Raw genomic sequence first — 22,696 nt, forward strand, 5'->3', positions numbered from 1 at the left:
CCCGCCCGGCCCGGCGGTGGCCTCACCCCACGGTGGTCTGGCCCCCGGGTCTGGCCTGGTGGTGGTCTGGTCCCGGGTCTGGCCCGGTGGTGGTCTGGCCCGGCGGTGGGCGTTCCCGTGTGCGTGAGGGGGCACGGTCGTGGTGATAGGACACCACGGTAGTGACGGGACACCACCGTCTACGGTGTGGTTTTGTCACTAGGGTGTCGTTCTGTCACGAACCTGGTGCCCCGGGGTGGTCTGACGTGGACACCCCTGCTGCCCTCCGTTCTTCGGTGGGTAGCGGGGGTGTTCTCATGTCGCGGGGTGTGCGGGTGGCGTGCGGGAGAGGACACCTACCTGGCAGCCGGGCCGGGTCGGGAGTCGGTAGGCGCTTCCCGGCTGCGTGAGGGGACACCATCGTGGTGACAGGACACCACGATAGTGACAGGACACCGCCGTGGTGACAGGACACCACCGTCTACGGTGTGGTTCTGTCACCAGGGTGTGGTTTTGTCACGAACCTGACGCCCCGGGGCGTGTGGGTGTCGTTCCGGCGGACCGCCACGGATACGGGGCGTTCACCCTGCCGTCCTGTCACTAAGGTGTGGTTTTGTCACCAGGGTGTGGTTCTGTCACGAGCCCGACGCCTCGGGGAATGATGCCCGCAGGTCTCGTTAGTGCCCGTTAGTGCCCGTAGTGCTCGGCGAGGCGTTCCAGGCCCTCGTCGATGCTGATCCGCGGGCGCCAGTCCAGCGCTTCGCGGGTGCGGCGCTGGTCGAACCAGTGCGCGGTGGACAGCTGCTCGGCCAGGAATCTGGTCAGCGGCGGCTCGTCCTCACGCTCTTTGAGGTTCCACACCTTCTCAACGGCCGCCCCGGCCACCAGCGCCGGCGCCACCGGGATGCGCAGCTTAGGCGCGGGCGCGCCGGCCGCCTGGGCGATGCCGGTGATCAGCTCACCGATGGGCCGCGGCTCGCCGTTCGTGACGACGAGCGCTTCGCCGTGCACCTGCTCCACCCGGTCCACGGCCGCCACCGCCGCGTCCACCGCGTTGTCGATGTACAGCGTGTCCACGAGGGCAGCACCGGAACCCAGCACCGGCATGCGACCCTTCCGGGCGCGGTCGGCGATGCGTTCGGTCAGCTGGGTGTCCCCCGGCCCCCACATCAGGTGCGGGCGGATGGCCAGGACGCGGAAGTCATCGGCGTCCGCGGCCAGGGCCGCCAGCTCGCCAGCCGCCTTGGTCCGGGCGTAATCGCCGCGCGCCCGCACCGGATCGGCGGGACCGGCAGGAGCGCCGATGAGCGAATGCCCGGCGTGCGCCACCGAGGGCGAGGACACCTGCACCCAGCGGCGGACACCGGCGGCGCGGGCCGCGGCCAGCAGCGTCTTGGTGCCGCCGACGTTGACCTGCTCGAACTCGCTGGCCGGGCCCATCATGGAGACCTTCGCGGCCACGTGGAGGACGGTGTCCACCCCGCGCACCGCCTGCTCCACGGCCTGCGGATCGGTGACGCTGCCCAGGATGTCCGTGGCCCCGGCCACGCCGGATGGCCGCCGCTGCAGGGTCACCACATCGTCGCCACGCTCGGCGAACCGTCGTGCCGCGCCCGAGCCGAGCAGCCCGGAAGCACCCGTGACCAGGATCTTCATGGCGTGCCCACCGCCTGTCCGCTGAGGACCCGGTCCGCCCAGACGGCCAGCCGGGAACGGTCGATCTTCGAGTTGTGCCGGATGTCGGTGGGGAACTCGTGCGTGACGAGCACCGCGGCGATCTCCACCGGCGCGGGCAGGGCCCTGGCGGCGGCGCGCACCGCCCGGGCGAGGGGCTGCGGCGCCAATCCGGTGCGCAGTCGCGGCGCACCGCTGCTGCGGGCGTCCCCGGTGCGGGCACGACTGGCGCGCTCGGGATCCGCCGCGAGCGCCTCGGGCTCGGGTTCGATCACGGCGACCGCCACCTGCGTACCGGCGGGGCCGACGCCGACGACGGCCGAGCGGAAGACCCCCGGCACCGTGTCGATCGCCGCCTCAGGGCCGCCGGGTCCCAGCGGCCCCTCAGGGGTGCTGATCACGTGCTGCAGGCGTCCTTCGATCCACAGCCGGCCCTCGGCGTCGATATGCCCGATGTCGTTCGTCCGATGCCGGGCCAGCGCACCGGAGACGTCCCTGGCACCGGCCGCGCCCGCAGCGCGCCCCGCCGGCTTCCCGGTGTCTCGTTTGCTGAGCGCATCGGTGTACCAGAGCCGGTCGTAACGCTCCTTGATGTGCGGGGCCGAGACGATCACCTCACCCAGCCGGCCCACCGCCTCCGCCGGCGGTAGCAGCTCCTCGGTAGGGCGGCCCAGGTCGTCGAGCGGGCTGATGAGCAGCTCCACGCCCTCCACCGGCCGGCCCACGCACACGCCGCGTTCGCTCGTGGTGCGGGCCCGGGCGACCTCGTGCCGTTCGATGTCGGTCAGCAACAGCCCCTCGGTCATGCCGTAGGGGGAGTGGATCTCCGCGTTCGGGAAGACCTGCGCCACCTCGTTCATCAGTTCCAGCGGCACCGGCGCGCCCGCCGAGAGGACGAGGCGCACCCTCGCCAGGGCGCGGTGCCCGGCGAGGTCGAGCTGGCGGGCGGTGGCCACGACGTTCACGAGTGCCGCGGGCGAGGCGAATACGATGCTGGCGTCCCCGGCCTCGGCGGCGCGGGCCACCGCGGTGGCCGTCAGGGTGGACGGCTTGGTCACGGACATGTCCGGGGTGACCGTGGTGGCGCCGATTCCCGGGCCGAGCAGCGCGAACGGCGCGAAGCCCGCCACCAGACCAGAATCCGGGGTGATCCCGAAGGTGTCGATCAGCCGCCGCACCAGCGCCGAGAGCCGCCCGTGGGTGTAGAGCACGCCCTTGGCCGGACCGGTCGACCCGGAGGTGAACAGCACCGCCGCCGGGTCCTCCGGCGCTGGGTCGGGCAGCCGCTGTGAACCCGGCTCGGTGCGGGCCAGGGCGGTCAGGCTGGTCTCCACGCCCAGCGCTTTGCCCGCGGCGCCCGTCATCGGGCGCACGGAGATCCGGCGCCCCTTCCATCCCTTCGCCCGGGCCAAGGTCAGCCCCGGCGTCTCGCCGATGATCCAGGACGGCCCAGCGGCACGCACGGCACGGGTCATGCCGGCCGGGCCGAGGCCGGCATCGGCGACCACGACGACGGCGCCGATGCGCACGCAGGCGTAGAGGGCCGCGGTGAGGTTGTTGCCGGGCGGGATCAGCAGCGAGACGCGGTCACCCGGCCTCACCCCCTGGGCGACCAGGCCGGCGGCGATGCCGTTCACGACCCGCGCGAGCTTGGCCCAGCTGACCGGCCGCGGCTCGGGCCCGGACATGTCCACGCTGGCGATGGCGTCATCGCCAGCGCGTTCGTCGATGAGTGCCCACAGCGGCGGCAAGGGGTGGCCCTCACCGGCGGTTGTCTCGGCTCCGGTGACCCCGTCAATGGCGGCGCTGGCGGCGCCTTGAGCAGTCTCGTTCTCGGTCGCACCGACATCCGCCGTGCCGGTGGCGCCTTGAGCAGCGCCGCTCTCGGTGAGTCCGCCGGTTCCATGGGCGGCCACGCCGGCGCCCGCGCGAGCGCCGCGCTCGCCGTGGCGTTCAGCGCCTTCGCCGTATCCCTCCGCGACAGTCGCTGCCGCTTCCCTTAGGGAGGCCTGCGCAGCATCCGCCGGACCCGCCTCCGGCTGTGAACCCGCGACGGTCACCACACCGCGACCTGCCGCCGGCACCGCGTCGCCGAGCCAGCGCAGCACGGCCGCGGAGACATCCGCCTCTTCGGCCAGGAGGTGCCCGGCCTTCTCGAACCGGTGCACATCGGCGTGCGGCAGCCGTGTCATGAGGTCTTGCAGGTGGTACTCCTGGAACACCGGATCGCGCGGCCCCCACAGGATGAGGGCAGGCCGGTCGAAGGAGCGCAGCTCGGTCCCGATGCGGGCCAGCTCATCGGCGCTCGGATGCGAGGGACCGGCCGGGATGTCGGCGACGAATCCGCCGATGCCGCCACGCAGGGCGGGCGCGGCGTAGGGCGCCAGGTACGCCTCCTTGACCTCGGGCGCCAGCGGTTCAGCGGTCAGGCGCAGTGTGACCTCGGAGAACGCCTTGGTCAGCACCGTGGAACCGGGCAGTAGCGGGCCGGCCAGGGCGGCGCGCAAGGGCGCCGGCACGGGTTCGCCTTCCGGCTGATGGACGGCGGTGTTGAGGGTCATCGCGGCGGCGATGTCTGCCCGGTGCCGGGCCGCCCAGCCGAGCGAGATGGTGCCGCCCCAGTCGTGGCCCAGGGTGACGAGCGGCCGGTCGTCGCCCCGGAGGTCCAGGCCCTCGGCAAGCACGTCCAGGTCCGCGATGCGTTCCCCGAGACGCCGGTAACCGGCATCATCGCGCCCCTCGCCCGGGGTGGGAAGCGCAGGGTGCTCCAGCCGCTCCGAGTAGCCCATGTCGAGCTGGTCCGGCGCGACGAGGCGCCAGGCATCCCCGCCGGCACGCGCCTGCCGCAGGGTGGCTTCGGCGAGGTGACGCCATAAGTAGCTGTAGGTGGGATTGCCGTGCACCGCGAGGATGGTGCCGCGGGCCTCGATGCCCTCGGCCTCCAGCAGCGGGCCAGTGTCCAGCAGATGGAAGCCTCGCGACCCGTCGTGGGCCTGAACCGTGAGGAGCCGGCTGAAGCCGGGATTCCAGCCGGCCAGTCCGGTGGGCAGGCTGGCGGCGCGCGGGGGGAACCTCACCAGACGATCTCCGTCATGGCCGTGTTGATTCCCGAGCCGACGCCCATGCATAGCACCCGGTTGCCCGGCTGGAGGTTCTGGGTCTCCCGGGCCAGGGTGATCGGCAGGGAGGCGGGGCCGACGTTCCCGAGCTTCGGGTAGGTCAGCGGCACGCGGTCCCGGATCAGGTCGATCGCCTTGACGATGGCGTCGGTGTGGATATGGGAGACCTGGTGCATCACGTAGCGGTCCATCTGACGCCAGTCCCATTCCTGCTGCGCCTCGCGCCACGCGGCCACCACCAGCTTCATGCCGTTCTCCAGCAGCGCCTTCGCGTTGGTGAACATGCCCTTGTGGTCGCCGACGCAGAGCTCGTGGTGCTCGGTGCCGGCCCGTGCGATGCCGCCCTTGATCCGGTGGCCTTCCGGGTGGCGGTCGGCCGGGCCGATGACCGCTGCGGCGGCGCCGGAGCCCAGGGTCAGGCTGGCGAACTCGTTCATGAACTCGTCGCGGGTGATCTGGGGCTCATTGAGGCGGTTGAGCGTAGCCTGCTGCACTTTGGCGGCGTCCTCACCGTCGACGATGAGGGCGTAGTCGATCTGGCCGGAGTCGATCATCGTCGCGGCGAGGGTCATGCCGTTGACGAAGCCCAGGCAGGCGTTGGTGATGTCGAAGTTCATCGCGCCCGGCTGCAGTCCCAGGCCGTGGTGAATCGCGACGGCGACACTCGGTTCGAGGTTCTCCCGGGTGACGGACGTGTTGATCAGCAGGCCCACCTGGTCGGGGCGGATGCCGGCCTCGGCAAGGGCTTTCTCCCCCGCCTCCACGGCTCCGGCCTGGAAGTCTCCGGAGTCGTGCCAGTTGCGGCGTTCGGTCACGCCGGCGACCCGTTCGAGCAGGCCCTGAGGCAGCCGGAGCCGCTTGAGCGTAGGGGCCAGTACCCGGTCGAACTCGCTGGAGGGGACAGGGACGGGAGCGGTGACCTCAGCAACCGAGAGGAGCGCAGCGTTGTGGTGGCGGAAAGTGGTATTGCCGGTCACTCAAGTTCCTTGTCAGTCGGTTAACAGTGCGACCACGGGCAGATCGACTCAATTCTAGAGGGCGAGCCTGCATGAAACTCTAGAGGCCGAGTCTGCGTGAAACATGAAACGCGTCATGCCGGCTTCGCGGGCCGGTCCCGTCGTCCTCCAGAGGCTCCGGCCCGGCCTTCCCGGAGTCCCCGCCGCCGGCGTCGTCACCTGCGCCGGACGCGGAAACCGTGCCGGTTGCTGCAGCGAACGCCGCGGCACCTCGCGCGGGGCGTCCGCCGCAAGGCTCAGGCCCCGGCCCGGCTCAGATCCCGTCCGGCCGATGCCGGCCGGCGGGGATCAGGCGGGCTTACGGCAGATCATCAGTTCCGTGCTCGGTCCTTCCGGCATCGCGCGCACCAGGCGTTTCTCCAGCGGGTAGAGCGCGGCACCGGTAGCCCAGCCGAGCGGCGGCAGCGACGTCGCGGCACGCATCGCCGCTCCCCAGGCACGGCGGCGCAGCCACCCCGAATCGACCTGGGCGTTCATCAGGACGAACATCGGCGTGTGCCGGACGACCTCGAAGCCGGCGCCGAGCAGGGAGCGTTCGATCCGATGCCGCGACCGGTTGGCCTGCCGAGGACCGCGCTGTTCGGGCACGTGCAGGAAGTTCTCCGAGAAGACGAACCAGCCGCCGGGACGCAGCAGCCGCCAGGCGTTCCGGATCGCCTGGTCGTGGCCGGCGTCGTCGGTGATGTGGAACAGGACGTCCATGGCGTTGACGACGTCGAAGGTGCCTTCGGGCACGGGCAGCTGCGGATCCGTGGCGTCGAACTCATGGAACTCGTGCTCCGGGAAGCGCTCACGCAGATTCGCCACGGCCGCCGCGGTGATGTCCGAACCGGTGATCTCGGCGGCGCCGAGCTCCTTCCACAGGCGGACGTAGAAGCCGGTGCCGGAGCCGATGTCGAACACCCGAGAGGATCCCGGGTCGATGGGGGACTCGCGGATCTCCCGCAGGAAGACGTCCCGGCGCAGCCGGTACATCCACATGTTGAACTGCTTGCCCAGGGCGCGATAGCCCACACCGGTCTCGCTCCAGTCCTGGCTCAACCGGTCCTGCCAGAAGTCACGGTTTCCGCTCGCCATGAGCCCACACTACAAGGTGGCCCGCCTCGTCCTCGACCGCCGTCTGTGTTCGTGCCGGCGCCTGTGGGGAGACACTGCGCTCAGAGGCACCGCGAACGTGCGGCGACCGCGGTCTCGCTACACGGATGGGGCCCGTCGATTCGATGCGACTCGATGCGATGTGACTCGATGCGCCGTCGTCAGTCCTTCCAGCGGCGACTCATACGGCGAGGGCCGTTATCGCCGGAGCCCGGACGCTCATCACCGACGGCGCGTGGCAGGCACAGACCGCCGATGATGCACTGGCGGCCCCGCGGCCCCGTCAGTCCTTCCAGAGGCCGTAGGAGTCGGCCAGCGCGGCGATCTTCTGGGCGCGCTTGAGCCGGGGCAGGTACGAACCGTCGCCGATCTCCTCGCCGGCCTCGTGACGGGCGATCATGTCCTTGGCCCAGCGCCGCTCGTCATCGCTGGGCGAGAGCGCCGTGTTGATGGCGTCGACGTGGTCCACGTTCAGGCAGAGCCGGCCGGTCATGCCCATCTCCACGGTGGCGCGGCTACCCAGCCGGGCCTCTTCGGCGGTGTCCGTGACCGGGGGCGGGCCGTCGATGGCGCCCGGCAGCTTGCCCACCCGGGAGGCCACGACCAGCTTGCCGCGCGCGTAGGCGAGGGCCAGCGGACTATCGGAGACTCCGGTGTCCTTGCGGAAGTCATTGGTGCCGAAGGCGAGGCGGAAGGTGCCCGGCGCCAGTGCGATGTCCGTGGCGCGCTCGATGCCGCGCGCCGACTCGATCAGCGCGATCACCGGGACGCCGGCGTGCAGCCGCATGGCGGTGAGCGTGACCTGCTCGGGGCGTTCGGTCTCCGGCAGCACGATGCCGCGCAGGCCCTCGACGGCGTCCAGGGCGTCCAGGTCCTTGGCCCAGTGCTCGGTGTTCATGGCGTTGACGCGCACCCAGGCGGGCATCCCGGAGCTGAGCGCGCGGACCACGTTCTCCCGGGCCTCGTCCTTGCGGTCCTCCGGGACGGACGCCTCCAGATCGTAGACGACCGAGTCGCTGTCCGACATGAGAGCGGGCTCGAAGAGCTCGGTCTTCACGGCGTTGACGAGCAGCCAGGAGCGGGACAGTTTGGCGGGAAGAGCGGCAGCGCGCTTGTTGCGGATACCCATGATGCTCAAGCCTAGTGGGTACGGGCTGCCGCCGTGAAGAATCGCCACAACTCCCCGCGGTCGCATTGGCGTTTCCCGCCAAGCGAGGCACATCAGCCGGCGGTGCGCGTCGCCGCGCCGCTATCTCCCGAGCTGTGCACTAATTCCAGGTGAGCTCACCCGGAATTTGTGCACCCCTCCGGAAGTAAGCCTTCCTGCCGGACCGCTCTTCAGCGCTTGCGGGCGCCGAAGATCAGGGAGGCGGCGCCCATGGCCGCGGTGACACTCGCCACGGACGGCCAGGCGCCGATCTTCTTGGCCAGCGGGTGCGAGCCACCGAAGGCGCCGATGTATGCGGCCGTGAGCAGGCTCGCCGTCAGCGGCCCCGCATCGCGCTTCCACAGGGCGAAGGCACCGACGCCGGCCGTAGCAAGCACCGCGCCGCCGAGCTGCCTGTTACCGGTGTCGCGGGCGACCTTGTAGCCCAGGACCAGGCCGGCCGAGCTGACGAGGGAACTGGGGATCGAGCTCATCGCACTCCTTGTCTCATGCGGCCCGCAGCTTGGCACAGCGAGCCGTGTCGTTCATGCACCACCACACTATCGAGCGGCCGGGCAGCGCGTGACGCGGCTGCCGGGCCCGACGGCCGCGCCCGGCCGCGTCTTACCGCTCGGTGATCCGCCATACGGCGGCATCGGGCACCAGATGGCCGTCGGTGAGCGCCGAACGGCGGCTGGTCACCTGCGTTCCCTCGTGCGGGCCGACCCGGACCGGCTGCGTACCGAGGTTGACCAGCACCTGCAGATCCGAGCTCTCGGCCGTCACCGTGAACGCCAGGAACCCCTCCTGCGGATCGTTCAGCTCGTGCCAGGCGAACTCCCCGCGGCCGAATCCGTGCTGGGCCCGCAGCCGCAGCAGCGTGCGGTACAACTCCAGCGTGCTCGTCTCGTCGCCGCTCTGGCGGTCCACGGCGTAATGCCGGAAGCGCTCCGGCTGCGGCAGCCATGGCGTAGCGTCCTCGCCCGCGCCGAACCCGAAAGCGTGCTCCTCCGCGGCCCAGGGAAGCGGTACCCGGCAGCCGTCGCGACCCATCTCGCCGCCGCCGGTGCGGAAGTACGCCGGGTCCTGCCGATCCTCCGGCGCCAGCGTGGTGTGCTCGGGCAGGCCCAGCTCATCGCCCTGGTAGACGTACGCGGAACCGGGCAGGCCCAGCTCCAGCAGGGCTGCGGCGCGAGCCCGCACCAGCCCCAGCGCCTCATCGGGCTGCGGATCCTCCGGCCCGATCCCCCGCTGATGCGGCGGGACGAACTCCAGGCCGAAGCGGCTGGCGTGGCGTACCGTGTCGTGATTCGAGAGCACCCAGGTGGAGGTCGCGCCCACTGTGGCGGCTTCGCGCAGCGAATCGGTGATGGCCTCGTGCAGTGCGGCCGCGTCCCACCCGGCGGAGAGGAACACGAAGTTGAACGCCTGATGCATCTCGTCGCCACGCACATACCGGAACAGGCGCGAGAGCGGGTGCACCCAGGCCTCGGCTACCAGGATCCGGTCCTCGTACTCGTCCAGGACCCGGCGCCATTCGCGGTAGATCTCGTGCACGCCCTCCTGGTCGAAGAACGGCGCCCGGCGGTCCTCGTCCTCGCCGCCGACCATGTGCACGCTGCCCTCCCAGTCGGGCAGCCCCTCGGCCTTCACCATCCCGTGCGCCACATCGACGCGGAAACCATCGACGCCTCGGTCCAGCCAGAACCGGAGGATCGCCTCGAATTCGGCGTGCACCTCCGGGTTGTTCCAGTTCAGATCCGGCTGGCTGGAATCGAAGAGGTGCAGATACCACTCGCCGCCGGTCTCATCGTCGTCCGCACCGGCGATGCGGGTCCACGCCGGACCGCCGAAGATCGACTGCCAGTTATTGGGCGGCTGCTCACCGCCGGGGCCCTTGCCCGGGCGGAAGATGTACCGTTCGCGGGCCGGTGAGCCCGGCGGTGAGGCCAGGGCCTCCTGGAACCAGACATGCTGATCGGAGGTGTGATTGGGCACCAGGTCGACGATCACTTTCAGGTGCCGCGCGTGCGCCTCGGCGATGAGCCGGTCGGCGTCCTCCAGTGAGCCGAACATCGGGTCGACGTCCCGGTAGTCCGCGACGTCGTAGCCGGCGTCCTTCTGCGGCGAGACGTAGAACGGGGAGAGCCAGACGGCATCGACGCCAAGATCAGCCAGGTAGTCCAGGCGGCCGATGACACCGGGGAGGTCTCCCATCCCGTCACCGTCGCCGTCCGCGAAGGAACGCGGGTAGACCTGGTAGATCACGGCATCGGACCACCAGCGGGGGGCAGCAGTCATCAGGGTCACCTCACGTGGCTGGCCGGGCATCGCTCTTCAGCAGTCTAAACGCCGCACCGCCTCGCACAGCGCGGGCCCGTCGGCCGTACCGGCCGCCGGTCCGGAGGGTGCCGGTGGTGAACCGGTCGCCGATCTCCGCAACCGGGAAGGGCAGCCTTACCTGCCGTAGCGCGATGTCAGCAAAACGGCACCCAGATGTAAGAAAGTCCTTATTTCTCGTTCATCTGCACACGGTCAGCTAACAAGGCCCCCTGACAGAAGTCAGCACTGCCCTCCCGAGGAGCCCCGCCATGCCCGACGTCCCCCGCCCCACCGCGATCCCCCTGACCCTGCTGCCCATGGCCGGGCATACCCGGGGCAAGCGGAGTCCCGTCACCTGTCATCTGAAGTGCGCCAGCGCCTGCGCGAAAGAGCTCTGCAACACCTCGGAGAACAGTTACTTCCGCGATATCGTCAATGCGCGGCTCAGCCGCCGTGCGGCACTCGGGCTCGGACTCTCCGGCGCCATCGCCGTCGGCGTGACCGGCCGCAGCAGGCCCGCCGTCGCCTCGGGCCGGCCCGAGTCGGTCTCCGCGACGCTCCCGTTCACCCCCATCGACCCGGTCGGCTACGAGGTCGATGAGTTCACGGTGCCGGCCGGTTATGCGTGGATCCCGCTCATCCGCTGGGGCGATCCGCTCTTCGACGACAGCCCGGCCTTCGACGCGATGAACCAGACGGCGGAGTCGCAGGCCCGGCAGTTCGGCTACAACAACGACTACACCGACGTGCTGCGCCTGGACGACACCCACGCCCTGCTGTTCGTGAATCACGAGTACACGAACGAGGGCATCATGTTCCCCGCCGCGCAGATCGAGAACGAGCCCGAGCGCGTCCGCGCGGTCGCCCGCGCCGCCCATGGATTGAGCGTCGTGGAACTGGAACGCCCCCGGGTGCAGGCACCGTGGTCGGTCGTCGTCGGCGCATCCCGCAACCGCCGTTTCCTGATGGACACCCCCTATGAGCTGACCGGGCCGGCCGCCGGCGGCGAACTGCTGCGCACGAGCGCCGACCCGACCGGCACCCGGGTGCTGGGAACCATCGGCAACTGCGCCGGGGGCACCACGCCCTGGGGGACCATCCTGTCCGGCGAGGAGAACTTCCACGGGTACTTCCGCGCCTCCGGCACCTCCGAGGCCGAGCGGCGGTACGGTCTGGCGGACGAGCCGTCCGTCTACGGCTGGGAGCTGGACGAGGAGCGGTTCGATACCCGCAACCCCGGATACGAGAACGAGGCGAACCGCTTCGGCTGGATCGTGGAGATCGATCCGGCGGATCCGCAGTCCACTCCGCGCAAGCACACCGCGCTCGGCCGTTTCAAGCACGAGGGCGCCAATGTCCGCGTCGACGGCAACGGGCACGTCGCGGCATACATGGGCGATGACGAACGGTTCGACTACCTGTACAAGTTCGTCTCCTCCGGCACCTACCGGGAGGGCGACCGTGCGAACAACATGCAGCTGCTGACCGCCGGAAGCCTCTACGTCGCGCGGTTCGACGGCAATTCGGAGAGCGAGATCGACGGCAGCGGCGAGGTGCCCTCGGACGGGCGCTTCGACGGCACCGGGGAATGGCTCCCGCTCATGGTGGACGGCGAGTCCCGGGTGGAAGGCTTCACGGTCGAGGAAGTCCTGGTGCACACCCGCCTGGCCGCGGATCTGGCCGGAGCCACCAAGATGGACCGCTGCGAGGATGTGGAGCCGAACCCCGCCACCGGGCGGGTCTACATCGCGTGCACCAACAATTCCGAGCGCGGCGTGGGGGACGGTGCCGTCGCCGATGAGGCCAATCCGCGCGCTGACAACCGCGACGGGCACATCATCGAGCTGATCGAGGACGGCGACGATGTGACCGCCGCACGGTTCAGCTGGAACATCCTGATGCTGGCCGGCGATGCCTCCCAGGGCGATCCGGTCTACTTCTCCGGGTTCCCCGCCGATCAGGTCTCCCCGATCTCCTGCCCGGACAATGTGGCCTTCGACTCCGAGGGCAACCTGTGGATCTCCACGGACGGCGCACCGGACGGGATCGGATACAACGACGGCCTGTTCAAAGTCACGCTGGAAGGCGAGCGGCGGGGGCTGGTGGAGCAGTTCCTGTCCGTGCCGACGGAGGCGGAGACCTGCGGGCCGGTGATCCACGATGATGAACGGCACGTCTTCGTGGCCGTGCAGCATCCCGGTGAGGACGGGGCGTTCGGCGCGCAGCACTCGTACTGGCCCGACTATGCCCGCGAGGGCGCCACGGGCACCGACGGGACGTTCCACGGACCGCGGCCGGCCGTGGTGCAGGTACTGCCGGCGGCGGAACTCGACGATCCGACCACCCCGACGCCCGCGCCGACGACGAGCCCCACGCAGGAGCCGACGTCCTCCCCGACGGCTTCGCCCACCTCGTCGCCGACCGGCTCTCCGAGCGCTTCGCCGAGCACCTCAGTCACGCCGGGGCCCGGCGGCTCGACTCCCGCGCCGGGTGGCGGCGAGATGCCCCGGACCGGCTTCGACCCGCTTGGCGGACTCCTCACCGGCGCCGCCGCCGTGGCCGCCGGACTCGGCGCCACCCTCCTGGCTCGCCGGAACCGCGGCGCTCAGAACGACGGGGAAGGTGCGGGCGAGGACCTGTAACAGGAACACCGGCCGTCCGCCCCGCGCTGCCGCGGGGCGGACGGCTGATCGCGCCGGACATTGCGACACCGGCTTCGCACGAGGGGCCGCTCACGGATCAGTCGTGGCGTCCGTCCCGAACGATGCGGACAACGCCGGCCCGGCAGGACTGCGGGGGCGGTCGTGGTCGTCAGCGCTGCGGGGTCTTCGGCTGACGCAGCAGAGTGACCGCCAGGCCGATGGCGAGGGCGACCAGCAGGGCTCCGGCACCGGCACTGACCACCACGCCCGAGTCGAATGCGCTCTTGGCGGCCTCGGCAAGCTGAGCGCCCTGCACACCGCCGAGCTGCTCGCTCACCTGCAGCGCACCGGCGAGGGTTTCGCTGGCCCGCCCCGCCTCATCGGCGCTCAGACCGGCCGGCAGCTGGAGATTGCCGCGGTAGGACGCGGTGAGCACGCCACCCAGGATCGAGGTGCCCAGGACTGCGCCGATCTCGTAGGCGGTCTCCGAGACCGCTGAGGCGGCGCCGGCCTTATGCGGCGGCACGCTGGCCAGGATGATGTCGTTCGACAGGGTCTCGGCCACGCCGATGCCGACCGCGAGGGCGCTGAAGATGAGCGCCAGGACGGCGGCCGGGACGTGCGCGCCGCCGGCGGCCATCGCCACATACGCCATGGCCGAGAGGCTCAGGCCCGTGCTGACCAGCGTGCGCTCGGAGAACCGGCGGACCAGCCGGACGACGAGGATGCCGGCCACCACCATCGACACGGTGCCGGGCAGGAGCAGCAGACCGGCCTGCATCGGGCTCAGGCCCAGGACCAGCTGGATGTGCTGGGAGAGGAAGAACAGCAGACCGATCAGGGCCAGGACGCTCAGCAGGTTGATCAGCACCGAGCCGGTGAACGCCGGGTAGGCGAACAGCCGCACGTCCAGCAGCGGGTTGGGCTGGCGCAGCAGCCTCCGCACCAGGAGCCAGCCCGCCATGAGGCCAAGGCCGGCGCAGCCGATGGCGATCAGATCCAGGCCGTCCACGGCGATGTGCTTGATGGCGAACACCACCGGGGTGATGGTCAGGACCGATAGCAGCACCGACGGCAGATCGAACGGGCCCGGGTCGGGATCGCGTGATTCGGTCACGAAGACCGGTGCCAGGATGAGCAGCGGCAGCAGGAGCGGCACGGCGATGAGGAAGACCGAGCCCCAGTGGAACCGCTCCAGCAGGACACCACCGACGATGGGGCCGATGGCGGCGCCGGCGGAGAAACCGGTGGCCCAGATCGCGATCGCCAGGCGCCGCTGCTCACGCACGGCGAACATGCAGCGGATGAGGGAGAGGGTGCACGGCATGAGCGCCGCGCCGAACACCCCCAGGCCGATCCGGGCGGCCAGGAGCGCCTCGGCCGTCGGCGCGAAGGCCGCGAGGACGGACACCACGGCGAACCCGGTGGCGCCGATCAGCAGGAGACGGCGACGTCCGATGCGGTCGCCGAGGTTACCCATCGGGACCAGGAGCGCGGCCAGGACGAGCGGGTAGCTGTCGACGATCCACAACTGGGTGGCGGCGCTGGGCTGCAGCTCGCGTGAGATCGAGGGCAGCGCGAAGCTCAGGACCGTGTTGTCGATCGAGACCAGGAGCACGGCCAGCAGCAGCACGGCCAGGCCGGCCCATTCCCTCGCGCCGGCGCGGCGCATCGGTTCTTCCGGCGCCCGCTGACCGGTGGGGACGGCGGAGGGACCGGCCGGCACGGAGACGACCTCGTCGCTAGCCGGGGAGGCCGGCTGGCGGAGGTCGCCCGCAGGGGCAGGCTGATGGCGCGGGGCGCGGGTCGAGGACACGGTCGGTTCGGACATAGTGCCTTCACTGTACCGTCTGGACGGTTCAGTGGCGAGGCGATGGGCGGGGTTTGTGAGCAACCCCACCATCGGCTGGCACGCACGCCTCCCGGGGGCCCGGGGGCTTGCTAGGGTGACGTGCATGTCCGAAACGCGCGAGCGCATTCTCGATGCCTATGAGCGGATCCTGATCGCCCAGGGCGAGCGGGCCGCGACCCTGGAGGCGGTGGCCGAGGCCGCCGACCTGTCCAAGGGCGGCCTGCTCTACCACTTCGGGTCCAAGGCCGCGCTCGTGGAGGGGCTCATGGGCCGGCTGCACACCCTCGCCGCACAGGACGTCGAACGGATGGGCCACGACGTCCGCGGAGCCATCGATTACTTCCTGCGGTCCTCCATCATCACCGCGCAGGCCAAAGAGCAGACGTTCCTGGCCGCGCAGACCCTCGTCCTGGCGGGAGACGGCGCCGCCGCCGAGGCCGTGCTCTCCGCGGAGCGCGAATGGCTCCGGGCGCTGGAGGAACGCACCGGGGATCCGGTGCTGGCCAAGATCGTGCTGCTGGTGGGCGACGGGCTGTACTTCGGTTCATCGCTCGTGCTGGCCGCCGAAGCGGCCGGCGCAGGCACCGACGAGGACGGCGTGCCGGCGCGCACGAGCATCCTCCCGGACGACACCCGGCTGGCCGAGATCCTCGAGACGCTCCTGTCCGCCCGGAAAGCCTGAACCGGCCGCTCCTGCGGGCGGGTTCGCTCGCCGGACGATCATCCTCAGTGCTGGGCCCCACTCCGCCGAGGGCCAGGTATGGTCCAACACCCCCGAGCGGCAGGCGTGGTTCCACCGCCCCCCAGAGGGCCAGGCCCACCGCCTCGGACAGGCTCGGCTCCGTCGAGCAGGAGCGGACGCGCCGGACAGGCGTCGCGCCCCGGTGCGAGCACCCCCGACGCATGCCCCGGCTGGTGCGACCCCGCCTTTCAGGCGCCTATAACCGCGCCTGGAAGGCAAGGATCCGGCGTAGCGCCTCAGCGACGGCCTCCTCGCCGGCGGCGAGCGAGAGCCGGATGAACCGTTGCCCTTCGACCGGGTCGAAATCGTCGCCGGGCACGACGGCGACACCTTCCTCCTCCAGCAGCGCGGTGGCCCAGGCCGAGGCGTCCGCGTGCGGTCCGAGCACGGGACCGATCCCGGCATAGAAGTAGAACGCGCCGTCAGCGGGCGCCACATCCACCCAGCCGAGCTGCGGCAGGGCGTCGAGGACCAGGTGCCGGGCACGGGCGAATCCGGCCAGCGCCTCACCGGCCTCGGCGAGCGCTTCCGGGGAGAAGGCACGAACCGCGGCGTGCTGTGCCGGCACCGGCGGGCACAGCGCGTAGTTGCCCGCCAGCGCCGCGACCGGCTCCTGGAGGTCCTCCGGGATGAGCGCCCAGCCGAGCCGCCACCCGGTCATCCCCCAGTACTTGGAGAACGAGGAGATGATGATCGCCTCCGGGTCCGCTTCCCAGGCGCAGACGCCGGGCGAGCCGGTGAAGCTGATCCCGTGGTAGATCTCGTCGCTGACGATCCGGACCCCGGCGGCGCGGGCCCAGCCGGCCAGCGCCTGCATCTGGTCGCGGTCGATCATCGTCCCGGTGGGGTTCGCCGGCGAGGCCAGCATCAGCCCGGCCAGCGGAGCCTCGGCGTGCACCCGGGCGAGCTGGTCCACCGTGGGCTGGAATCGCTGGGCCGGACCGCAGTCCAGCTCCACCACCTCCACGCCGAGCGAGGAGAGGATGGTGCGGTAGGCCGGATAACCGGGGCGGGCGAGCGCCACTCTGTCCCCGGCGTCGAAGGCCGCCAGGAAGCTCAGCAGGAAGGCACCGGAGGAACCGGTGGTGACCGCGACCTGCGCGGGCGTGACGTCCAGGCCGTACAGCGTGCCGTAGTGGGCGGCGATGGCACCGCGCAGCTCGGGAATGCCCAGCGGCGCGGAGTACCCCAGCGGCGTTCCGTCCAGATGCACCTCCGCGGCCCGCGCGCGGACCGCGCCGGGCGCACCTTGCGCCGGCTCTCCCGCGCACAGCGAGATGACGTCCCGTCCGGCGGCGCGCAGCCGGTCGAGGCGGTCGAGGATGCTCATCACGGTGAAGCCCGGCACCTGGCCACGGGCGGAGATCTTCCGAGTGCTCATATTCCCACCCTGCCATGCCCGCGCCCGCACCCGATGCCCGCGTCCGGCAGGGATGACTCCGGCACCCGCGCGGCTCAGCTGCGGATGGCGTCGACGATGCGGACCCGGGTTGCGAGCACGGCCGGCACCAGGCCCGCGAGCGCGCCGACCCCCACCGAGACCACCAGGCCCAGCAGCGCGGCCGAGAGCGGGAACGGCGGCGCGTCCATCACCACTCGCTCCAGCTCCGCGGTCACCCGCGGGGACTTCAGGATCAGCATCGCCGCCAGCACGCCGACGCCGCCGGCCACGGCGGTGGCGACGACGCTCTCCATCATCACCGAGAAGAAGATCCGCCCGCCCGTGGCGCCGAAGCTGCGCCGGATGCCGATCTCCCGGATCCGCTGCTGGATGGTCACCAGGGCGATGTTCATCAGGCCCAGCGCGCCCAGGAGCAGGATCAGGCCGCTGATGCCCAACAGCGCCGTCCGCAGACCGCCCAGCGCGACCGGGTCCTCTCCCCAGGCGGCGTAGTCGGTCCGCCAGACGCTGACCTCCGCGTCCGGCAGGGCACGGGCGACATCGGCGGCGACCTGCTGCGCCAGTTCCTCGGAGATCTCCTCCGGCAGCCACATCTCCAGGGAGACATATTCCAGGTTGGCGGCGAGCTCGGGGACCTGCGCCGCCGTCTGCGAGAGCAGGAACATGGCGGGCTGATCGCTCGCGTAGGGCGCCGGTCCCACGCCGATGATGGTGGCGGTCATCCCGCCAGAACCCGGCAGTTCCGTGGTGACGGGCAACTGCGCGGCGGAGAGCCCCCGCCGGTCGAGGAACAGCTGGTCCACGACGATCGGAGGGGAGAGGTTCTGCGCGTCTTCCGCCGTGAACCATCGGCCGGCGGTGACGCGCTGGCGGTGGATGACCGCGTAGTCCGGGTCCACGACGAAGACCTGCGTGAACGCCCCCAGCTCGAACGACTCCATCCCCGTCCCGGCCGCGATCCCGCCGTCCGCCGGCACGGCGTCGTCGATGCTGGTGGGCGAGTTGACCGAGGCGTACCGGATTCCGGAGCGCTCCAGCGCCTCGTCGGCGGCGGTCCGGACCGCCGTGTAGCCGGGTGAGGCCGCGGTCTCGAAGAACACCTCCATCGTGTAGGTGGCGGGACGGCCGGATTCGCGTTCGAAGGTCTCCCGCAGGCCCTGGGACATCATGTCCCCGAGGGCGACGACGACGGTGAGCGCGCAGACCGCGACGCCGACGCCGATGAGCGAGAGCAGCACCCTGAGCTTGTGGATGCGCAGTTCCTGCCAGGCCTCCACGCAGGCGGCGGCGAAGGACGTGATCATGCCCCCTCCTCCGCGTTCGCGACGCCGGCGTTTCCGCAGGCGGCAGGGTGCAGCGAACCGCCGGGGTGGCCCGCCTCACCGGGGTGCAGCCGGCCTCCGGCGAGCCGGAACCTGCGCCCGGCCATCATGGCGATGGCCGGGTCGTGGGTGATCGTGATCAGGGCGCTGCCGCTCTCCCGGGTGGCCTCGTCCAGCATGCCCATGACCATGCGGCCGGTCTCCACGTCCAGGGCACCGGTGGGCTCGTCCGCCAGGACGACCCGAGGGCCCCGGACGAGGGCACGGGCGATGGCGACGCGCTGCTGCTCCCCGCCGGACAGATTCGTCGGGAGTTCATCCAGCCGGTGCCCCAGGCCAAGGCGGTCGAGCATGGCCGCGGCGATGTCCTTCCGGCGGCGGAACTCCCTGCCGGTCGCGTAGAGCAGCGGCGCCGCCACGTTCTCCAGCGCGGTGCGCCCCGGCAGGAGGTTGAACTGCTGGAACACGAATCCGATGTCCCTGCCGCGGATGCGCGCCGCCGCCCGCCCCGACAGGCGCTGCACAGGTGTACCCGCCCACAGCATGGCGCCGTCGCTGGGCCGGTCCAGCAGCCCGAGCAGGTTCAGCAGCGTGGACTTCCCGGTGCCGGAACGGCCGACGATGCCGATGTGCTCGCCGGACTGCACGGTGAGGTTCACCCCGGCCAGGATGGTCAGCAGCGAATCGTCCGGCAGGCGGACGCTCCGGGAGGCGTCCTGCAGTTCGATCAGCGCGGGCTGCGGGTCGGGAGCCTGCGGCGGCGCGCTCACGCTCCGTCCTCGAAGGACTCCTCATAGCCCTCGTCGTAGACCTCGCCGAACTCATCGAACTCGCCGAACTCACCGGGATCCTCGGCGCCGGAAGGCCCTGTGCCTGGGACGTACTCCTCGATGAGCTCACCCTCCTCGAGCCCTTCCATGATCTCCGCCATGACGCCGTCATTGAGCCCGACGACGACCTGCCGCTCCTCGCTGGCGCCGTCCTCAGCCAGGACCCACACGGTCCCGTTGCCGGTCAGGCCGCGCACCGCGGTGACGGGTACCAGCAGGACATCATCGGCGGTGCCGGCCTCGACGCTCATGGTGACCGGCAGATCGTGGAACACGCGCACGTCATCGGGCACCCGGCAGGTGAGTCCCGGCCCGCCCCCGGCGTTCTCGGCCGGCTCCTCCCCCTCGCCGGCCGGGGCACCGGCCTGGTCGATGCGCAGCCGGTCGCAGTCGAAGGGCTCGGGGCCGCCGATGATGGTGATCGTCGCCGCGCCGGGCACCTCGGGAAGCCGGTAGAGCTGACCCGGCTCGATCTGCGCCACTGCCCGGAAGCTGTCCTTGGCGAGGGTCGTCACGATCCCGCCGCGCTCGACCTCGTCGCCGGCACTGATCTGGAACTCCCCGACGGTGCCGGCCTCGGGCGCCGTGACGGTGTGGTACCGGTAACGCTGAGCGTCTGAGGAGGCGGGCGCGGGTGCTTCCTCACCCGGCTCGCCCGTGTCCGCAGGTGGCTCGGGAGCGTCTTCGGTGCGGATCTGGAAGAGTTCGGCGCCGCGCAGGACCTGCTGCCCGGGCTCGGCGAAGATGTGGTTGACGGTGCCGGTCTGGCTGGCCTTGACCTGGACCGGGGAGTCGACCTCGATCCTGCCGTTGAGCTGCAGGACATTGGAGATGCTGCCGCGCTCGACCGCCACCTGCGAGGACAGCAGCTCCCCGGTGGGGCTGAGCGCGTCGTCGGCGTTGGCTTGCCCGCTCGGGCGGAAGGCCATCCAGGCCAAGGCCACGGCGATCACCGCGAGGACGGCGAGGTAGGCGATCGGCAGGACCACCCGGCGGAAGACTCTCATCGGCGCTCTTTCCAGTGAGAACGGCGGGCGGCCGGATGCTCCCGCGCTGCCCGGGCGCCCTCACGCGGGAAGAACACGCCGAGCTGCGCTGCTCTCATGGTAGAGCCTCGCGCGGGCCGCCCGGCGCCGGTGCTCTGGCGACCGACGCCGGCACCAGCGTAGGAGCACACGGACCGTCCGCACATCATCCGCACGAGGTATCGACCACGGCACGATGACGTGGTACAGCGAGAGGTCGCGCACCAGTGTGATTTCAGTCTCGTTCCCCCCGCGGGCGATCAAGGCGTACTAGCGTAGATAGGTGAGCCAAACCTCACCGGGCGCCTGGATGCGGCGGCCCGGACGACCCGAAGGAGGACCAGCGATGCACCCCCACCACCGTCCGGAGGAACGCCGCCTCAGCACGTCCGTTCTCGTCATCGGCACCGGGGGCGGCGGCCTGCGCACCGGTATCGAACTGGCCGAGGCCGGCCAGGACGTCCTCCTCGTCGGCAAACGGCCCCGCATGGACGCCCACACGTCCCTGGCCGCCGGGGGCATCAATGCGTCACTGGCGACCATCGACGCCGAGGACTCCTGGCAGCAGCACGCCGCGGACACCATCAAGGAGAGCTACTTCCTGGCCGATCCCCGCACCGTCGAGATCGTCACCCAGGGCGCCGCCCGCGGCATCGCGGACCTGGAGCGCTACGGGATGCCCTTCGCCAGGGAGCGGGACGGGCGCATCACCCTGCGGTTCTTCGGGGCGCACACCTACCGGCGTACCGCGTTCAGCGGCGACTACACCGGTCTGGAGATCCAGCGGGCCCTGCTGCGGCGGGCCACCGAGCTGGAGATCCCCGTGATCGACTCGCTCTACATCACCCGTCTCCTGGTGTCGGAGGGAACCGTGTTCGGGGCCTACGGCTTCGACGTAGGCGACGGCACCCGCTACCTCATCCACGCCGATGCCGTGGTCCTGGCAGCCGGCGGACACAACCGCATCTGGCGGCAGACCTCCTCCCGCCGGGACGAGAACACCGGGGACTCCTGGCGGCTGTCGGTCGAGGCCGGCGCCAGGATCCGCGACGCCGAGCTCGTCCAGTTCCATCCCTCCGGCATCCTGGAGCCCGCGCACGCCGCCGGCACGCTCGTCTCCGAAGCGGCGCGCGGCGAAGGCGGCATCCTCCGCAACGCGCTCGGCGAGCGCTTCATGGAACGCTACGACCCCGAGCGGATGGAGCTGTCCACCCGCGACCGGGTGGCGCTGGGCGCCTACACCGAGATCAAGGAGGGGCGGGGCACCGAGAAGGGCGGCGTATGGCTGGACGTCTCCCATCTGCCGCGCGAGACCATCATGCAGCGGCTGCCGCGGGTGTACCAGACGATGATCGAGCTGCAGATGCTGGACATCACCAGGGAGCCGATGGAGATCGCGCCGACCGCGCACTACTCCATGGGCGGGGTGTGGGTGCGGCCGGAGGACCATGCCACCGATGTCGACGGCCTGTACGCCATCGGGGAAGTGGCCTCCGGGCTGCACGGCGCCAACCGGCTGGGCGGCAATTCGCTCATCGAGCTGCTGGTCTACGGACGCGTCACGGGTCAGGCGGTGGCGGAGTACGTCGCCGGGCGGCAGACGCATCGGCGTTCACCGGAGGCCGTCACCGAGGCGCGCGCCGAGGTGGACGGCCTGCTGGCCGCGGACGGGGACGAGAACGTGCGCACCCTGCAGCGGGCCATCAGGGACACCATGACCGAGCATGCCGGCGTGGTCCGGGACGAGGCGGGCCTGCAGGCGGGCCTGGCACGGCTGAGCGAGATCGAGGAGCGGATCTCCGGCATCGGGGTCCACCCGGACATCGCCGGATTCCAGGACCTTGCGCACGCTTTCGACGTGAAGGCCTCGGCGCTGGCCGCCAGGGCCACCCTCCAATGCGCGCTGGAGAGGCGTGAGACCCGCGGCTGCCACAACCGCAGCGACCACCCGGAGACCGATCCGGCACTGCAGGTGAATCTGGTGTGGTCCGCCGACGGCACGATCGAGCGCGAAGCCATCCCGCCAGTGCCCGAGGAGATCGCCGCGCTCATCCCCGAGGCGGTCTCCCAGGAGGGCAAGCTGGTGGAGTGAGCGCGCGCGGCCGGCGAGCGGACGGATGGGTCACAGCCAAGTGACCTCCTCGCAGCAGGATGGCAGTGCTTCCCCAGCTTGCCGAAAGTTGCGCCCGCACGCAGATCACCGCTTTCGACTCCACGGCACGCGGTGACGATCGGGCGGGTTCCGACGTGGATCTCCTCGTGCAGCCTCCCGCGGACGCCGACCATTTTGACATGATCTGGCTGGAAGAAGCGTTCGAGACAATCCTGGGCCGAGACGTCGATCTGGTCAGCTATGGCGGCCTCGATCCACGCCTGGATCGCGACATCCTTCGCGACAAGGTTCTGTTGTGATGGAGGTTCGAGTCGCGAAGGAGTTGCTGCACATCGCACACGCTTCCGCCACGCTCGATCTCGACGCCTGATCCGGTCACCAGAATGCGCGGCGAGCCGGACGAGCCAGCTACATCT

The 22,696-nt window shown here is 70.9% G+C and carries 16 protein-coding genes; 4 read left to right on the forward strand and 12 right to left on the reverse strand.

Going from position 1 to position 22,696, the window contains the following annotated elements; translation table 11 throughout:
- Positions 1 to 666: 666 nt before the first annotated feature.
- The 7 genes from IEW13_RS14855 to IEW13_RS14885 form a co-directional block, all read right to left on the reverse strand.
- Positions 667 to 1,635, reverse strand: a complete 969-nt coding sequence (locus IEW13_RS14855) for an NAD-dependent epimerase/dehydratase family protein (RefSeq protein WP_188551721.1) — start codon at positions 1,633 to 1,635, stop codon at positions 667 to 669.
- Positions 1,632 to 4,730 (reverse strand): alpha/beta fold hydrolase, encoded by a 3,099-nt coding sequence (locus tag IEW13_RS14860; protein ID WP_229745217.1) that lies wholly within the window; start codon positions 4,728 to 4,730, stop codon positions 1,632 to 1,634. Before IEW13_RS14860 ends, IEW13_RS14855 begins: the two co-directional genes overlap by 4 nt.
- Entirely contained in the window at positions 4,727 to 5,749 is a 1,023-nt protein-coding gene (locus IEW13_RS14865; protein WP_188551722.1) for a 3-oxoacyl-ACP synthase III, read from the reverse strand. Before IEW13_RS14865 ends, IEW13_RS14860 begins: the two co-directional genes overlap by 4 nt.
- Before the next feature lie 327 nt (positions 5,750 to 6,076).
- The gene (locus IEW13_RS14870; protein WP_188551723.1) at positions 6,077 to 6,865 is read right to left on the reverse strand and encodes a class I SAM-dependent methyltransferase; all 789 of its coding nucleotides are present in this window, start codon (positions 6,863 to 6,865) and stop codon (positions 6,077 to 6,079) included.
- A gap of 301 nt (positions 6,866 to 7,166) precedes the next feature.
- A complete protein-coding gene (locus IEW13_RS14875) occupies positions 7,167 to 8,012 on the reverse strand; it encodes an HpcH/HpaI aldolase/citrate lyase family protein (protein WP_188551724.1) in 846 nt (281 codons plus the stop codon).
- A gap of 209 nt (positions 8,013 to 8,221) precedes the next feature.
- Positions 8,222 to 8,524, reverse strand: a complete 303-nt coding sequence (locus IEW13_RS14880) for a hypothetical protein (protein WP_188551725.1) — start codon at positions 8,522 to 8,524, stop codon at positions 8,222 to 8,224.
- A gap of 130 nt (positions 8,525 to 8,654) precedes the next feature.
- Positions 8,655 to 10,331 carry a glycoside hydrolase family 13 protein gene (locus IEW13_RS14885; protein ID WP_229745218.1) on the reverse strand — a complete coding sequence of 559 codons (1,677 nt, stop codon included), beginning with the start codon at positions 10,329 to 10,331 and terminating at the stop codon, positions 8,655 to 8,657.
- Between the two features lie 290 nt (positions 10,332 to 10,621).
- Here IEW13_RS14885 and IEW13_RS14890 point away from each other — a divergent pair, with 290 nt between their 5' ends.
- A complete protein-coding gene (locus IEW13_RS14890) occupies positions 10,622 to 12,994 on the forward strand; it encodes a PhoX family protein (RefSeq protein WP_188551727.1) in 2,373 nt (790 codons plus the stop codon).
- 169 nt (positions 12,995 to 13,163) lie between these two features.
- Here the strand turns inward: IEW13_RS14890 and IEW13_RS14895 are convergent, their stop codons facing one another.
- Positions 13,164 to 14,666 (reverse strand): MFS transporter, encoded by a 1,503-nt coding sequence (locus IEW13_RS14895; protein ID WP_229745224.1) that lies wholly within the window; start codon positions 14,664 to 14,666, stop codon positions 13,164 to 13,166.
- A 283-nt stretch (positions 14,667 to 14,949) separates the two neighbouring features.
- Between IEW13_RS14895 and IEW13_RS14900 the strand changes: the two genes are divergently transcribed.
- Complete coding sequence (locus IEW13_RS14900; protein ID WP_188551729.1) at positions 14,950 to 15,528, forward strand: TetR/AcrR family transcriptional regulator; 579 nt, start codon at positions 14,950 to 14,952, stop codon at positions 15,526 to 15,528.
- 256 nt (positions 15,529 to 15,784) lie between these two features.
- On the opposite strand, the gene IEW13_RS14905 is transcribed toward IEW13_RS14900, so the two are convergent.
- From IEW13_RS14905 to IEW13_RS14920, 4 genes are all read right to left on the reverse strand, one after another.
- Positions 15,785 to 16,969, reverse strand: coding sequence for a pyridoxal phosphate-dependent aminotransferase (locus IEW13_RS14905; RefSeq protein WP_188551730.1), 1,185 nt, complete (start codon positions 16,967 to 16,969; stop codon positions 15,785 to 15,787).
- 74 nt (positions 16,970 to 17,043) lie between these two features.
- Positions 17,044 to 18,294 (reverse strand): ABC transporter permease, encoded by a 1,251-nt coding sequence (locus IEW13_RS14910; protein WP_188551731.1) that lies wholly within the window; start codon positions 18,292 to 18,294, stop codon positions 17,044 to 17,046.
- Complete coding sequence (locus tag IEW13_RS14915; RefSeq protein ID WP_229745219.1) at positions 18,291 to 19,082, reverse strand: ABC transporter ATP-binding protein; 792 nt, start codon at positions 19,080 to 19,082, stop codon at positions 18,291 to 18,293. Before IEW13_RS14915 ends, IEW13_RS14910 begins: the two co-directional genes overlap by 4 nt.
- Positions 19,079 to 20,149 carry an efflux RND transporter periplasmic adaptor subunit gene (locus IEW13_RS14920; RefSeq protein WP_188551732.1) on the reverse strand — a complete coding sequence of 357 codons (1,071 nt, stop codon included), beginning with the start codon at positions 20,147 to 20,149 and terminating at the stop codon, positions 19,079 to 19,081. The genes IEW13_RS14915 and IEW13_RS14920 overlap by 4 nt, the downstream gene beginning before the upstream one ends.
- A 364-nt stretch (positions 20,150 to 20,513) precedes the next feature.
- On the opposite strand from IEW13_RS14920, the gene IEW13_RS14925 reads away from it, so the two are divergent.
- Together IEW13_RS14925 and IEW13_RS14930 are read left to right on the forward strand one after the other, a co-directional pair.
- On the forward strand, positions 20,514 to 22,259 hold the full coding sequence (locus IEW13_RS14925; protein WP_188551733.1) for an L-aspartate oxidase: 1,746 nt from the start codon (positions 20,514 to 20,516) through the stop codon (positions 22,257 to 22,259).
- 59 nt (positions 22,260 to 22,318) lie between these two features.
- Positions 22,319 to 22,579 (forward strand): nucleotidyltransferase family protein, encoded by a 261-nt coding sequence (locus IEW13_RS14930; RefSeq protein ID WP_188551734.1) that lies wholly within the window; start codon positions 22,319 to 22,321, stop codon positions 22,577 to 22,579.
- Positions 22,580 to 22,696 lie beyond the last annotated feature (117 nt).

It is taken from the genome of Sediminivirga luteola, assembly GCF_014639315.1.
Taxonomy (GTDB): domain Bacteria; phylum Actinomycetota; class Actinomycetes; order Actinomycetales; family Brevibacteriaceae; genus Sediminivirga; species Sediminivirga luteola.

Excerpts from the sequence above, each read along its gene's own strand:
- IEW13_RS14875 (WP_188551724.1), bottom strand. The coding sequence starts at position 8,012 with ATGGGTATCCGCAACAAGCGCGCTGCCGCTCTTCCCGCCAAACTGTCC.
- IEW13_RS14855 (WP_188551721.1), bottom strand. The coding sequence starts at position 1,635 with ATGAAGATCCTGGTCACGGGTGCTTCCGGGCTGCTCGGCTCGGGCGCG.
- IEW13_RS14925 (WP_188551733.1), top strand. The coding sequence starts at position 20,514 with ATGCACCCCCACCACCGTCCGGAGGAACGCCGCCTCAGCACGTCCGTT.
- IEW13_RS14890 (WP_188551727.1), top strand. The coding sequence starts at position 10,622 with ATGCCCGACGTCCCCCGCCCCACCGCGATCCCCCTGACCCTGCTGCCC.
- IEW13_RS14885 (WP_229745218.1), bottom strand. The coding sequence starts at position 10,331 with ATGACTGCTGCCCCCCGCTGGTGGTCCGATGCCGTGATCTACCAGGTC.
- IEW13_RS14910 (WP_188551731.1), bottom strand. The coding sequence starts at position 18,294 with ATGATCACGTCCTTCGCCGCCGCCTGCGTGGAGGCCTGGCAGGAACTG.
- IEW13_RS14930 (WP_188551734.1), top strand. The coding sequence starts at position 22,319 with ATGGCAGTGCTTCCCCAGCTTGCCGAAAGTTGCGCCCGCACGCAGATC.
- IEW13_RS14905 (WP_188551730.1), bottom strand. The coding sequence starts at position 16,969 with ATGAGCACTCGGAAGATCTCCGCCCGTGGCCAGGTGCCGGGCTTCACC.
- IEW13_RS14900 (WP_188551729.1), top strand. The coding sequence starts at position 14,950 with ATGTCCGAAACGCGCGAGCGCATTCTCGATGCCTATGAGCGGATCCTG.
- IEW13_RS14870 (WP_188551723.1), bottom strand. The coding sequence starts at position 6,865 with ATGGCGAGCGGAAACCGTGACTTCTGGCAGGACCGGTTGAGCCAGGAC.
- IEW13_RS14920 (WP_188551732.1), bottom strand. The coding sequence starts at position 20,149 with ATGAGAGTCTTCCGCCGGGTGGTCCTGCCGATCGCCTACCTCGCCGTC.
- IEW13_RS14895 (WP_229745224.1), bottom strand. The coding sequence starts at position 14,666 with ATGCGCCGCGCCGGCGCGAGGGAATGGGCCGGCCTGGCCGTGCTGCTG.
- IEW13_RS14880 (WP_188551725.1), bottom strand. The coding sequence starts at position 8,524 with ATGAGCTCGATCCCCAGTTCCCTCGTCAGCTCGGCCGGCCTGGTCCTG.